11 protein-coding genes are annotated in these 13,514 nt (G+C 49.9%); 2 read left to right on the top strand and 9 right to left on the bottom strand.

From position 1 onward, the window contains the following. Positions 1 to 88: 88 nt before the first annotated feature. Together clpB and AYO36_RS15030 are read right to left on the bottom strand one after the other, a co-directional pair. Positions 89 to 2,665, bottom strand: a complete 2,577-nt coding sequence (gene clpB, locus AYO36_RS15025; RefSeq protein WP_064300870.1) for an ATP-dependent chaperone ClpB — start codon at positions 2,663 to 2,665, stop codon at positions 89 to 91. A gap of 6 nt (positions 2,666 to 2,671) precedes the next feature. After that, positions 2,672 to 3,529, bottom strand: a complete 858-nt coding sequence (locus AYO36_RS15030) for a DnaJ C-terminal domain-containing protein (RefSeq protein WP_050678995.1) — start codon at positions 3,527 to 3,529, stop codon at positions 2,672 to 2,674. Between the two features lie 195 nt (positions 3,530 to 3,724). On the opposite strand from AYO36_RS15030, the gene AYO36_RS15035 reads away from it, so the two are divergent. Further along, positions 3,725 to 3,919 (top strand): YwbE family protein, encoded by a 195-nt coding sequence (locus AYO36_RS15035; protein ID WP_023467094.1) that lies wholly within the window; start codon positions 3,725 to 3,727, stop codon positions 3,917 to 3,919. 55 nt (positions 3,920 to 3,974) lie between these two features. Here the strand turns inward: AYO36_RS15035 and AYO36_RS15040 are convergent, their stop codons facing one another. From AYO36_RS15040 to AYO36_RS15050, 3 genes are all read right to left on the bottom strand, one after another. After that, complete coding sequence (locus AYO36_RS15040; RefSeq protein ID WP_064300871.1) at positions 3,975 to 5,150, bottom strand: M20 metallopeptidase family protein; 1,176 nt, start codon at positions 5,148 to 5,150, stop codon at positions 3,975 to 3,977. 13 nt (positions 5,151 to 5,163) lie between these two features. After that, positions 5,164 to 6,018, bottom strand: a complete 855-nt coding sequence (locus AYO36_RS15045; protein WP_050678993.1) for a MurR/RpiR family transcriptional regulator — start codon at positions 6,016 to 6,018, stop codon at positions 5,164 to 5,166. Between the two features lie 270 nt (positions 6,019 to 6,288). After that, positions 6,289 to 7,467 carry a CamS family sex pheromone protein gene (locus tag AYO36_RS15050; RefSeq protein ID WP_064300872.1) on the bottom strand — a complete coding sequence of 393 codons (1,179 nt, stop codon included), beginning with the start codon at positions 7,465 to 7,467 and terminating at the stop codon, positions 6,289 to 6,291. A gap of 134 nt (positions 7,468 to 7,601) precedes the next feature. Here AYO36_RS15050 and AYO36_RS15055 point away from each other — a divergent pair, with 134 nt between their 5' ends. After that, positions 7,602 to 8,183 (top strand): class D sortase, encoded by a 582-nt coding sequence (locus AYO36_RS15055; protein ID WP_050678992.1) that lies wholly within the window; start codon positions 7,602 to 7,604, stop codon positions 8,181 to 8,183. A 59-nt stretch (positions 8,184 to 8,242) separates the two neighbouring features. Here AYO36_RS15055 and ligA read toward each other — a convergent pair whose 3' ends face one another. The 4 genes from ligA to AYO36_RS15075 form a co-directional block, all read right to left on the bottom strand. Next, complete coding sequence (gene ligA / locus AYO36_RS15060; RefSeq protein ID WP_058704951.1) at positions 8,243 to 10,237, bottom strand: NAD-dependent DNA ligase LigA; 1,995 nt, start codon at positions 10,235 to 10,237, stop codon at positions 8,243 to 8,245. Positions 10,238 to 10,251: 14 nt separating this feature from the next. Continuing rightward, positions 10,252 to 12,477 carry a DNA helicase PcrA gene (gene pcrA / locus AYO36_RS15065; protein ID WP_064300873.1) on the bottom strand — a complete coding sequence of 742 codons (2,226 nt, stop codon included), beginning with the start codon at positions 12,475 to 12,477 and terminating at the stop codon, positions 10,252 to 10,254. Positions 12,478 to 12,522: 45 nt separating this feature from the next. Beyond that, positions 12,523 to 13,206, bottom strand: a complete 684-nt coding sequence (gene pcrB, locus AYO36_RS15070) for a heptaprenylglyceryl phosphate synthase (RefSeq protein ID WP_035412748.1) — start codon at positions 13,204 to 13,206, stop codon at positions 12,523 to 12,525. 74 nt (positions 13,207 to 13,280) lie between these two features. Continuing rightward, entirely contained in the window at positions 13,281 to 13,505 is a 225-nt protein-coding gene (locus AYO36_RS15075; protein ID WP_064300874.1) for a hypothetical protein, read from the bottom strand. Positions 13,506 to 13,514 lie beyond the last annotated feature (9 nt).

The following is a 13,514-nucleotide window of genomic DNA, read 5'->3' on the forward strand; positions in this document are numbered from 1 at the left end:
TCTGACGAATACGGATATGGTTCTTCCGTAAACGCTAAAAGGAGTCGACTCGTTTCAGCCGAGTCGACTCCTTTTTCTAGCATCCGCTTCATCCGTGTACGACTAGTTCGCCGTCTTCTACGTCAATCGCAATCCGGGCACCATCTTGAATCGCCCCACTGATCAAGGCACGGGCAAGTTTCGTCTCAATCGTCCGTTGCATATAACGATTGATTGGACGTGCGCCGTATTGTGGTTCAAATGCTTCCTCGAAAATCAACGTCTTCGCAGCATCCGTGACATCAATCGTAATGCCACGTCCAGATAAACGTGAACTCATTTTCTCGACCGCTTTGTCGATGATTCGTTCGATTTCCGTCCGGTGGAGTGGATGGAATAAAATCGTATCATCGATCCGGTTCAAGAACTCCGGTCGGAAGTGGCGCTTCAGTTCTTGGCGAACGGCTTCCTCTTCCGCTGCATCGATGACACCATCTTTGGCGGCTTCAAGCAGGATGGGTGCTCCGATGTTTGACGTCATGATGACGATCGTGTTCTTGAAATCGACGACCCGTCCTTGCGCATCCGTCAATCGACCATCGTCGAGCAACTGAAGCAAGATATTGAAGACGTCCCCGTGCGCTTTTTCGATCTCATCGAACAACAGCACCGAATACGGGCTCCGTCGGACGGCTTCCGTCAATTGACCGCCTTCTTCATAACCGACGTATCCCGGAGGCGCACCGACAAGACGGGAGACATTGTGTTTTTCCATATACTCCGACATATCGATACGGACGATGTGATCTTCACTATCGAACATCGCCGCTGCCAAGGCTTTGGCGAGTTCTGTCTTCCCGACCCCTGTCGGACCGAGGAACAAGAACGAACCAATCGGGCGGTTCGGATCCTTGATGCCCGCGCGCGCTCGAATGACAGCGTCCGCGACGAGACGGACTGCTTCGTCTTGACCGAAGACGCGCTCATGAAGCGTATCTTCGAGATAAAGTAGCTTTTCCCGTTCGCCCTGAGCAAGCCGCGTCACCGGAATACCGGTCCATTTCGAAACGATGTCGGATATCTCTTCTTCCGTCACCGCTTCTCGAACGAGTTCGTGTGAGACGTGTTCAGATGACTCTTCCGCGACTTTCAGACGTGCCTCAAGATCCGGAATTTGACCGTACTTGATTTCCGATGCTCGGTTCAAGTCATAGCGCCCTTCCGCTTCTTGTAATGCCAGTTTTGCCTTCTCAAGATCCGCGCGTAACTGTTGGACACTTTGCGAACTCTCTTTTTCCCGTTCCCATCGTGTCCGAAGCGCACTCTCGTCTTCTCGAACAGAGCTGAGTTCTTGTTGTAAGACGGTAAGTCGTTTCCGGGATGCTTCATCCGTCTCTTTCTTTAATGCCGCTTCCTCGATTTCGAGCTGCATGACTCGACGAACGAGTGAATCGAGTTCAGCTGGCATTGACTCCATATCGGTCCGAATCATTGCACATGCTTCATCGACGAGATCAATCGCCTTATCCGGCATAAACCGATCCGTAATATACCGATCGGATAACATCGCCGCCGCGACGAGCGCATTATCATGAATCCGCACACCGTGGTGAATCTCGAACCGTTCTTTTAGTCCACGCAGAATGGAGATCGTATCCTCGACATCCGGTTCTGCGACGAGTACTTGTTGGAAGCGACGTTCGAGCGCTGGATCTTTCTCGATATACTTCCGGTACTCATCCAGCGTCGTCGCACCGATACAGTGCAATTCTCCTCGTGCAAGCATCGGCTTGAGCATGTTTCCGGCATCCATTGCGCCGTCCGTCTTCCCGGCACCGACGATCGTATGCAGCTCATCGATGAACAAGAGAATCTGTCCTTCGGCTTCCTTGACTTCATTCAAGACTGCTTGCAGTCGCTCTTCGAACTCACCACGGTATTTCGCACCAGCGACGAGCGCACTCATGTCTAAACTGAACAACTGCTTGTTCTTCAGACTCTCCGGTACATCTCCTCGGACGATCCGTTGCGCGAGTCCTTCAACGATTGCCGTTTTCCCGACGCCGGGTTCTCCAATCAAGACGGGATTGTTTTTTGTCTTCCGACTCAAAATCCGGATGACACGTCGAATCTCATCATCACGGCCGATGACCGGGTCTGTTTTCCCAGACCGGAAATCCGCTACGAGATCACGTCCATATTTTTTCAGCACATCAAACGTCTCTTCGGGATTTTTCGTCGTGACCTTCCGATTGCCTCGCATACTGACGATCGCTTCCCGGAGTGTCTCTTCCGTAATGCCTTGACGACGTAAATATTGAGCTGCTGGACTTGATTGTTTGATCAATGCTAGCAATAAGTGTTCGACGGAGACATAGTCATCCTGCATGAGACGCGCTTCCGTCTCTGCTTCCGTCAACACGTTCAGCAACGAGCTACCGATCCGAGGCGTCGTCGCCTGTGACAAAGCAGGAAGTTTACCAATCGCCTCGTCAATCGCTCCATTCAATGTCTCAATCCGTTGATTCAGCTTTTCAAAGACGACTCGTGCAATCCCTTCTTCTTGAGCAAGTAAGGCAAGTAACAAATGCCATTCTGTGATTTCACTATGACGACGTTGTTTCGCGATCGCTTGGGCAGAGACGATTCCCTCGTGTGCCCGATCCGTTAAACGTTCAAAATCCATCCTTGATCACTCCTTCACTGCAAGTTGACGTTCCCACTCTTCATAAAAGGCACGGTCCATCTCAGGTAACTTGACTTCGAGTTGGACAAGTAACGCCCCACGATGACCATTCGCTTGACTCAGACCACGATTTGGAATCCGGAGTCGTGCTCCTGGTTTCGTGCCCGGTTTGACTTTCAGTTTGATTCGTTTCCCTTCAAGCGTATCTGCGACGACTTCGCCTCCGAGCACAAGCGTCGTCGGATGAACACGGACGGTTGAAATGACGTCTTGGTCGACCCGTCGGAACTGATCGTCATCCTTCAAGTGAATCGTCACGTAAACATCTCCCGCGACACCTTGTCGGTTACGCATTGAACTTTTTCCACGTAAGCGAACTTTTTTACCGTCATAGACGTCTTTCGGAAGCGTCAGCTGGATCGAACCCGTCGCAAGACGCACCGTGACTTTTTCGTTCGTACTAAGATGACTGAGTGGGACCGTCAATTCAAGCTCTTCATCGGTCGACACTTCTTCCTGACTAAAGAACGAACCGAACATGTCTTCAAATCCGAACGATTGTCCAGGTCGTGTCCGTCCACCACCTCCGAACTGTCGGAACAGATCTTCGTAATCTCCAGCGCCACCAGCTCCAGCACCTGCCATCTGATCGAAGTTACTGCCGTATCGATCATACTTCGCTCGTTTTTCCTCATCTCCAAGCACATCGAAGGCTTCTTGGATATCCTTGAAACGCTGGTCCGCACTCGCCTCTTTATTGACGTCTGGGTGATACTGCTTCGCCAATTTGCGGTACGCGCGCTTAATATCTTGATTCGATGCATCCTTTGCGACACCGAGTGTTTGGTAGTAGTCTTTTGCCATTCGAATTCACTTCCTTTTCCTATACTTCATTACCTTAATTATAAAAGTCGTATCTTAATTGGTCAAATATAGTCAAACTTTTTTCTGACATTCTGTTCTCTTTTCACTTTACGTCCTTGCGACAAACAAGTTTCACCGACTGAACCATGTTATACTGATAGCCAAACAGGAAATGAACGATGGGAGGATCTACAGATGGATGGTAAAACACGTAAAAATATCACGCCCGGTCTTAAAGTCAGCATCGTGTTGAAGCAAGATCAACGAACAGGTAAACGAACAGAAGGAATCGTCAAAGACCTTCTCACGAAATCTCCGCAACATCCGCACGGGATTAAAGTGCGCTTGGAAGACGGTCAAGTCGGTCGTGTTCAAGAAATTTTAGGATAAAAAGACAGCAATCGCTCGTCCTGATTCCTTTTCGGAGTCAAGACGAGCGATTTTTTCATGATTCAGTAGCTTGTTCTAAGTAACGCCATGTCGCTTCGACGAGAATACGCGCTGCATCGAGCATCGCCGGCTCCTTAAAATCAAACTGTGGATGGTGATGCGGTGGATACGAAGCATCTCCCGCTCCTGTAAAGAAGAACGCACCAGGTACGTGTTGCAAGTAATAAGCGAAGTCCTCGCCACCCATCGTCGGTTCGATCTCAAATACACGCTCGTCTCCTAGAACTTCTCGTGCGACAGATTCAATCAATGCGGTCGGTGCAGCATGGTTGATGACAGCTGGATAGCCTTTTTCGTACGCAAAGTGATACGTTGCTCCGACTGCTTCACAGATTCCTTTGATCGTTCGCTCCATCCGCTCGATGATCTCGTCCGCTGTCGCTTCATCAAACGTCCGGACCGTTCCTGTCAACGTCGCTTGATCCGCGATGACATTAAACGTATTCCCAGCATGTAATGTTCCGACGGTCACGACTGCCGGCTCCAGTGGATTGAGTTGACGACTGACGATCGATTGTAACTCCTTAACGATCGTTGCCCCGAGTAAGACAGCATCAATCGTCTCATGTGGTTTCGCACCGTGTCCGCCTTTTCCATATAAGGTCAGTTCGAACTTATCCGCCGCTGCCATGATCGGACCGGTCCGAACACCGACGTGTCCTAAATCGATCGTTGACCAAAGATGCGTTCCGAAGATGACATCGACTCCTTCGAGACAACCGTCCGCAATCATATCGCGTGCACCGCCCGGAACGACTTCTTCCGCATGTTGATGAATCAAAACGACGTTCCCCGCTAATGATTCTCGCTGTTGCATGAGCGTCTCTGCGACAGCAAGTAACGTCGCCGTATGACCATCGTGACCGCATGCGTGCATCACACCCGGAACCGTCGACCGATACGCGACCTCTTTAGCGTCAGCAATCGGTAAGGCATCAAAGTCAGCACGTAACGCGACGGTCTTCCCCGGTTTTCCTCCACGAATATACCCGACGACACCACGTCCGCCGACTTCCGTCTTGACTTCGATTCCGAGCGCTTTTAAATGTCGCGCGATATAACGCGGGGTCTCGACTTCGTGAAACGACAACTCTGGGTGCTGATGTAAATAGCGACGGCGCTCGACCATTTCTGGATACAACGCGTCTAGTCCGGCAGTTCGTTCTGACATATATGTATCCCCCTTATTTCTTTTGATGCAGTGTCTTAACGCTTTCTCGCGTGTATTGGAGGCGTTCGAGTGTGTCTTCATAATGTCCCGCAGCATACGATAAGAACAAGACATCGATCGCAAATAGTTGGGCGAGACGCGAACTGAGCGCCGCACTACGAAGCGGTGCTTCCGGAGCGCGTGATGTCCAAAGCGCGATATCCGCTAGTTGGCTGATCCGGTTGTCCCCGAAACGTGTCAGACTGATGACCTTCAGCCCTTGGATTTTCGCCAAACGGATCAATTCGACGACCTCTTCTGTTTCTCCGCTATAGGAAATCGCAAAGAAGACATCTTCTTTACGTGCATTCGCTAAGATCGTCGCAAGTAGGTGCTGGTCCGTTTCTTGAATCGCTAGTTTCCCGACACGCGTCCATTTTTGAGCAGCGTCTTCAGCGACGACATGCGATGCCCCAATCCCATAAAAATAAATCGCGCGTGCCTGATCAATCACATCAATCGCATCCGCAATCCGTTCATCATTCAACTGCTTCGCAGTATCCTGTAACGCTTGTATGCTGTTACTAAGCGTTTTTTCAATCAAGTCGACGGGACGTTCATCCTTTTCGATATCGTGATACCCTTTTAAATCCGTCCGTGCTGTATCGGCAGAAATGCGCATCCGCAACTCCGGGTATCCTTTTAATCCAAGCGCGCGACAGAAGCGGACGACTGCAGCGGCACTTGTATCTGATTCCTCTGCAAGTTGGTGGATCGTCATGCGCGCAATTTGGTTCATATGCGTCAAGACATAGTCTGCGACTTTTCGTGAGGACGATGGTAGTTCCTCTCGAACTGCACCGATTTGTGAATAGATACCGCCTTTCATCTACATCTCTCCTTTATCCTCTTCTTCTTAAAAGAACTGACGATTCATCACTTACCTTGTCGTTCCTGTGTGTAGAACTGTTCTTCTTTCATTATGCTCTCTTCTACTGGCTTTCGTAAATCTAAAAAATGGGAAAGTGAAACAAAATACCATTCTTCTTCCATACCCTTCCTTTCTGATTCATATGCTTCTCTCTTCCAGCGTCCGTCGTACAAAAAAGCGACATTCCGCCCATTGGAGGAATGTCGCTTCATAAAGTGAATGGAGGAATCAACGAATCTTGACGATCGGTTTTTTTGTATCCGGATCGAGGAATAGCATCGCTTCCGTATCCCCGTTCAAGTTCGTCACAGTGATCGTCGTTGGAATGTTTCGATTATACTCCCAACGATTCTCAAGCAGGTACGTCACGTACTGAACGAATGCGACGAGTTCTGCTTTTCCGTAAAATTGAACGGGAATCTTCATCTCAAGCTTTTTAAGTTCATCTTCTTGATAGAAGCCTTCCCCCATCATACCGGTGTAGTTCGGGAAGTAGTCTTCTAGGCGGTCTTTGAATAAATCGAATTTCGCTGCATCATCCCGCACGTCATTCGTTGCGCGTGCTGACGGGTAGTAGTAATAGCGTTCATTGTAGTTTTTCCAGTCGTTCGCACTGATTTGATTCCCGCGACCGATGAAGGCAGACGAGAGATAGTGACCGGAAACCGGAGACCCTTCTTTTTCCTGGAGGTAGAGGGCGACGTGAATCGGTGTCGTCTTCATCCCTTGTGTCTTACGCATTTTCTTGACTAACTCGTTTGCCATCCGCTTTCCTTCAGCAACGACTTTCTTTTCATCAAGTTTAACGGTATAGGTCGGTCCATAGTTTTCATCTTGGAACACATACTCACTATTTAAGACAAGCGCAATCGACGTCCCACCGAGTTCGAGTTTCTTATCTTCTTCAAGCATGTAGTCTTGCTCTAAGATATGCGATAGAATCATAGGTGACTTTTGGTTTTTTTCTTTATACGACTTACCAGACGTGTAGGCTGGGTTCAGACCTTCAGGATCGCTGACGCCATCGCCTGCTTTTCCTTTTCGCAACAACCATTTCGCGATTTGGTCGGCTTCGAGTAACTGACCTTCTTGGTAATAGTATTTTTCCGGATCAAAAAACTGTGTCGAATGACGCATTAAACCCGTTTCGATTTCATCGAGCTCAAGACGTGAACTGACACGTTTTTGTGTCATTCCACGTGCAACACTTGGACGAAACGGCAAGACCGTCCGATAGTACGAATCCGTCGTATCAATGGCTGGACTGACAACGGCTTGGACTTCCTTACCTTGTTCACTTTCAGTAATGACTTCTTTTGTATCGCTACTTGGCGAAAGGTCGAACGAACAAGCACCTAAAAATAACGTGCTCGATAACGTCAACGCTACTGCTGTTTTATAGTTCATCTCTATTTGCACCCCATGTTTTTAAATCGTTCTCTTTATCATAACAGAATCGTTTTCCATCGGGGAAGGACAAGTTTTCCCCTGATTTTCAAAAAAGATGATGCGCTCTTGCGTATCCGAAAGGACTTTTTCTCATGACACGTCGTAAATTCATCGGTCTGCTTTTTTTACTGGCAGGCATCGCCCTTATTGCTTGGCCCTTCATCAGTGACTATCAGCGTGAACAGGAAGCAGCAAATTTAAAGGAACAATGGACCAAAAGTTTGAAGACCGTCGATGCGAAAGAGACAAAACAACCCCTTGCTACATCTGGTGTCGGATTGCTCTCGATTCCAAGCATTGATTTTGAACAAGTCATCTTAGAGGGTTCGACGACAGCAGTGTTGGACCGTAGTATCGGTCATATTCCAGAAACCGGATCACCCGGAAAAGGCAATTATGCGCTCGCCGGACACCGAAGTTTCACGGAAGGACTTCACTTCAATCGTCTGCCTGACGTCAAAAAAGGCGATACCGTCGTCGTCACGACAAAAACACATCGGTATACGTACCGCATCACATCCAGTCGTCTTGTCACACCGACGACATTGTCCGTTCTCGACCAATCCGTCGCTTCCCCAACCATCACATTGATCACCTGTGATCCACCCGAAACGGCAACGAATCGTCTCATCAAACAAGGTACTTTGATTCGGAGCGAGACGATTGCTTCGTGACAAGGATGAACACGAATAAAGGAAGGCGGAATTCCGCCTTCCTTTTTGTTTGATTGTTCTCACGCTTCGTGTTTAGCTAATTCTTCTAACAGACGCGCTTCATCCCAAATTTCGATACCAAGCGATTCAGCCTTCGTCAGCTTAGAACCTGCCTTTTCCCCTGCGACGAGTACGTCCGTCTTTTTACTGACGCTTCCTGTCACATCGGCACCGAGTGCTTCGAGTCGTTTACCAGCCTCTGACCGTTTTAAGCTCTCGAGCGTTCCCGTCAAGACAATCGTTTTGCCACCGAGTGGTGCATTCGTCTGATCAACCCGTTCCCCAAGGAAACGTTGATTGACGCCCAGTTGTTCCAAATCACGAATCAATGCCTGTGCTTCCGGATGTTCGAAGTACTTCACGATCGAATCCGCGATTTTCCCACCGATGCCATCGATTGCGACAATCTCCTCGTAGCTTGCTGCTGCTATCCCTGCTAACGAATCAAAACGTTCCGCTAGAAGATATGCCGCTTTTTGACCGACGAGTCGGATTCCGAGACCAAACAAGAGACGCTCGACCGAGTTCTGTTTCGAAGCTTCGATTGCCGCAAGTAATTTATCGACGGACGTCTCACCCATTCGATCAAACGTCAATAATTCCTCACGATCGAGTCGATATAAATCGGCAATCGTCCGGATTGCTTCATGATCATACAATTGACGGACGACTTTTTCACCGAGACCATCGATGTTCATCGCCTGACGCGAAACGAAGTGAATGATACCTTCCATCAATTGCGCTGGACATTCCGGACTGACACAGCGGATGTCGACTTCACCTTCGAGACGGACAAGTTCCGATTGACAGGCCGGACAATGCGTTGGGAAGACGATCGGTGTCTCTTCCCCTGTCCGTTCTGCTGTAACGACTTGTACGACTGCCGGGATGACATCGCCCGCTTTTTTAATGATGACCGAGTCCTGAAGGCGGATATCTTTTTCAGCGATGAAGTCAGCGTTGTGCAGTGTCGCATACGTCACCGTCGATCCTGCGACGACGACCGGTGCAAAACGGGCGCGAGGTGTGACTTTCCCGGTCCGACCGACACTGAAATCAACGTCTTCAACCGTCGTCATGACTTCTTCCGCCGCAAACTTATAGGCTGTCGCAAAGCGGGGACTTTTTGCTGTGAAGCCGAGCTCCTCCTGATCATCGTATCGATCGACTTTCAAGACGATTCCGTCGATCTCATATGGCAGGCTCGCGCGTGCTTCTGTCCAGTGTGCGATGTAGGCAAGAATCTCTTCCACTGTCTCACACGTCTGCATATGTTGATTGGTCGGTAACCCGAGTGAAGCGAGTTGTGCCATCGCTTCGCTATGTGAACGAGCCGTCAACGTATTGACACCGACGCCATACACGAACAACGACAGATTGCGCGACGCCGTGATCGACGAATCCAGCTGACGCAGACTACCTGCTGCCGCGTTACGCGGATTCGCGAACAATGTCTCTTCCCGACTTGCCCGGTCTTCATTCAAGCGTTCGAACGATTGCTTCGGCATATAAGCCTCACCGCGGACCTCGACCGTCTCTTCCGCCTGCAGACGAAGCGGTAACGCTTTGATCGTCCGTAGGTTCTGCGTGATGTTCTCACCGACGGTTCCATCGCCACGCGTTGCCCCACGAACGAACCGACCGTCTTCGTATTTCAGCGAAATCGCAAGTCCATCGAATTTCAGTTCGGCGACATACGTCGTCGAACGTCCGAGCGACCGCTCAATCCGAGCGACCCATTCGCGAATTTCTGTCTCATCAAAGACGTTTCCGAGCGACAGCATCGGTAAATCATGCGTCACCTTCTCGAACGCTTCGAGCGGTGCTGCTCCGACGCGTTGCGTTGGCGAATCCGGTGTGATCAGTTCTGGATGCTCTGTTTCTAACTCCGTCAGTTCACGAAGCAATTGATCGTACGTCGCATCCGGTACCGTTGGTTGATCCAGTACGTAGTATTCGTAGCTGTATCGGTTTAATGTTTGACGAATCTCATCTATACGCTGGCTTGCGTCCATCTGTGGACCTCCCGTCATACCTTTTTAATCGGTGCAAATTTCGCGAGCAGTCGTTTGATTCCGACTGCCGGGAATGCGATATCGATTTCAAGATTATCTCCTTCACCACGAGTCTGGACGACTGTACCGAGTCCCCATTTCCCATGCTCTGCCTTATCTCCGACCGACCAACCAAGCGCTTCCGCACCTGACGTCTTCATCGCTGTTGGTTTGCTGATCGAGCGACCGATGACGGCTTTGCCTTGCGGGACAGGACGGTCTTCCCATGGGAGTGGCTTCGCTTTTTTACCGGTCCGCTCGATGACGACTTCCGGCAGCTCCGCGAGGAACCGTGATTCTTGGTTCGCGTTCGTCCGTCCGTACAGGGAGCGCATCCGAGCATGTGACAAGTAAAGGCGTTTCTCAGCACGTGTGATCCCGACGTACGCGAGGCGACGTTCTTCTTCCATCTCGTCTTCATCTTGAAGCGAACGGCTATGTGGGAACAATCCTTCCTCCATCCCAATCAAGAAGACGACCGGGAACTCGAGTCCTTTTGCCGAGTGAAGCGTCATCAACGTGACTTGTTCTTCCGGATCCGTCTCGTCGAGTGAATCGACATCGGCGACGAGTGTCAAATCAGTCAAGAAGGCGATGATCGTCCGATCTTCTGGATCGGCTTTCGCCGTCTCCTTCTCGAAGTTTTGTGCAACGGTGATGAACTCGTTGATGTTCTCGAGACGACTTTGTGCTTCAAGCGTCTTATCTTCCTTCAGCACTTGACGATAGCCTGATTTCTCGAGTACTTCTTCGACCAGTTCCGACAGGCTGATGAATTCTTGCATTTGGCTGAGTCCGAGAATCATCGTCCGGAAATCCGTCAGCTTCGCTGCCGTCTTCGGTGCGATACTCGACAATTCGATATCGCGAATCGCTTCCATCAATGACACGCCTTGTAAGTCGGCGAAATCACGCAGCTTATCAATCGTCGTTGCACCAATCCCGCGTTTTGGTTCGTTGACGATCCGCGCGAAGGACAGGTCTTCATCCGGATTCGAGATCAAACGAAGATAAGCGAGCACGTCCTTGATCTCTTTACGATCGTAGAACTTCGTGCCGCCGATCATTTTGTACGGAACGTTCGACTTCAGAAGCGTTTCCTCGATCGCACGCGATTGTGCGTTCGTCCGGTACAGAATCGCGATATCGCTCAGTTTCATCCCGTAACGAAGTGAGTTCCGAATCTCCTGGACAATATAAAAGGCTTCTTCCCGCTCATTCTCCGCCGTATGAACGACGAGCTTCTCGCCTTCATCATTATCTGTCCAAAGTTTCTTATCTTTGCGTGTCGAGTTGTTTTGGATGACATGGTTGGCTGCTTCCAAGATTCGTTTGGAAGAACGGTAGTTTTGCTCGAGTAAGATGACAGCTGCATTCGGATAGTCCTCTTCGAACGAGAGGATGTTCGCGATGTCAGCACCACGCCAGCGATAGATCGACTGATCCGAGTCTCCAACGACACAGAGATTCTGATGTCCCGATGCTAACAGGTTGACGAGATCATACTGGGCTTTGTTCGTATCTTGATACTCATCGACATGAATGTAGCGGAACTTCTTCTGATAGTAAGCAAGGACATCCGGACTCTTCTTGAACAATTCCGTCGTTTTTCCGATCAAATCATCAAAGTCGAGCGCGTTGTTCCGGCGTAAGACCGCTTCATATCCTTTATAGATTTCAGCAACTGTCTTTTCATACGGGCTCGTCACGATCGAGGCGTAGAATTCAGCACTGCGTAATTCATTTTTCTGTGACGAGATGATCGTCAGCATCGAACGTGGATCCCATTTTTTCGGGTCCAAGTTTTGTTCCTTTAAGACGAGCTTGATCGCCGACTGCTGATCACTTGAATCAAGAATCGTGAAGTTGCGATCGTATCCAAGCTGATCGATGTCGCGACGTAACATCCGGACGCACATCGAGTGGAAGGTCGAGACCCAAATATCGTTCGCGACACCACCGACCAAACGACCGATCCGGTCTCGCATTTCCCGCGCCGCCTTGTTCGTGAACGTAATCGCGAGGATGTTCCACGGTGCGACTTGTTTAGCCGCCATCAAATAAGCGACCCGATGTGTCAGGACGCGTGTCTTCCCGGAACCGGCTCCTGCCATGATCAGCAGTGGACCTTCCGTATGCTTGACTGCTCTTGCTTGCTCAGGGTTTAGTCCACTGACGAGCTGTTCACTCAAATTAAACATATCAATAGCCTCATTTCTTATATTCCGAACTTTTGTTCCTATATTTTATCGTGTCGCTGCGACAGTCGCAAGCGCTGCTTTTAAATCCTCATAAATGACGTTCCCGACGACGATCGTATCCGCATACTGCAGCATCTCACGCGCTCGCTCCTCGGAGTCGATTCCTCCACCGTAAAACAGGCGTGCCTGTTTCAAGACATCGCGAACGGCTGCTACTCGTTCCGGTTCTCCGTAAACGCCGCTGTATTCGAGATACACGACAGGTAGACGGAAGACGCTATCCGCTAACTGCGCATAAGCGACGGTCTCATCTAATGTTAGCGGTTTTGCTTGTGTCACACGCGCGACCTTCGCATCAGGATTCAGGACGATATACCCTTCCCCGACAAGATCAGCATGCGCCAGCATATGACCGACTTGTTCTAACGCCTCGACTTGTTTTTCGACGACGTACTCTAATGTACCGGCATTCAGGACCGTCGGTGTCAGATACGTATCAAATCCCATCGTCGCGGCTTCGAGTTCAGAAATCTCGAGTGCCACTGCGACTGGATACCGGCGCAAACGCATCAAGAGATCAAGCGTCGCATCGAGTGTGATGTCATCTGTTCCACCGACAAGAATCGCATCCGTTCCGGACGTCGCAATCGCCTGCAGGCTAGCATCATCAATTGGTTTTGCTGGATCTAGTTTAAAGACATGTCGCCATTCATTAAAAGGTAATAACACGGTTCGTCCCATCCTCTCTTTCTCATTCCACATTCAGTATAAAACAAAAAACCATCTCGCGCAGGGCGAGATGGTCAGACGTGTGTCCGTCGTTTCGTCAAGAGTGACGCCAGTAACAACGCAAAGACAGCATATACCGGCACGAACGCCCACGGTTCTGCCAAAAAGAAGCCGAGTATCGGGACGTCCAGTAACGGTGAATCCGGTGAACAGAGTGCTCGGCCGTTGACGAGCGCCAAAAACGGTAAGACAGGAACAGCAAAGATATAGGCGAAGTTGATCCAAAAGGCACGTTTCATAAAAGAGCC

The organism is Exiguobacterium sp. KKBO11 (assembly GCF_001644945.1).
In the GTDB taxonomy this organism is placed as follows: domain Bacteria; phylum Bacillota; class Bacilli; order Exiguobacteriales; family Exiguobacteriaceae; genus Exiguobacterium_A; species Exiguobacterium_A abrahamii.

Bases quoted from the DNA above. Each gene is read 5' to 3' on its own strand.
- AYO36_RS15050 (WP_064300872.1), bottom strand. From the start codon at position 7,467: ATGAACTATAAAACAGCAGTAGCGTTGACGTTATCGAGCACGTTATTT.
- AYO36_RS15075 (WP_064300874.1), bottom strand. From the start codon at position 13,505: ATGAAACGTGCCTTTTGGATCAACTTCGCCTATATCTTTGCTGTTCCT.
- AYO36_RS15055 (WP_050678992.1), top strand. From the start codon at position 7,602: ATGACACGTCGTAAATTCATCGGTCTGCTTTTTTTACTGGCAGGCATC.
- pcrA (WP_064300873.1), bottom strand. From the start codon at position 12,477: ATGTTTAATTTGAGTGAACAGCTCGTCAGTGGACTAAACCCTGAGCAA.
- AYO36_RS15030 (WP_050678995.1), bottom strand. From the start codon at position 3,529: ATGGCAAAAGACTACTACCAAACACTCGGTGTCGCAAAGGATGCATCG.
- clpB (WP_064300870.1), bottom strand. From the start codon at position 2,665: ATGGATTTTGAACGTTTAACGGATCGGGCACACGAGGGAATCGTCTCT.
- AYO36_RS15035 (WP_023467094.1), top strand. From the start codon at position 3,725: ATGGATGGTAAAACACGTAAAAATATCACGCCCGGTCTTAAAGTCAGC.
- ligA (WP_058704951.1), bottom strand. From the start codon at position 10,237: ATGGACGCAAGCCAGCGTATAGATGAGATTCGTCAAACATTAAACCGA.
- AYO36_RS15040 (WP_064300871.1), bottom strand. From the start codon at position 5,150: ATGTCAGAACGAACTGCCGGACTAGACGCGTTGTATCCAGAAATGGTC.
- AYO36_RS15045 (WP_050678993.1), bottom strand. From the start codon at position 6,018: ATGAAAGGCGGTATCTATTCACAAATCGGTGCAGTTCGAGAGGAACTA.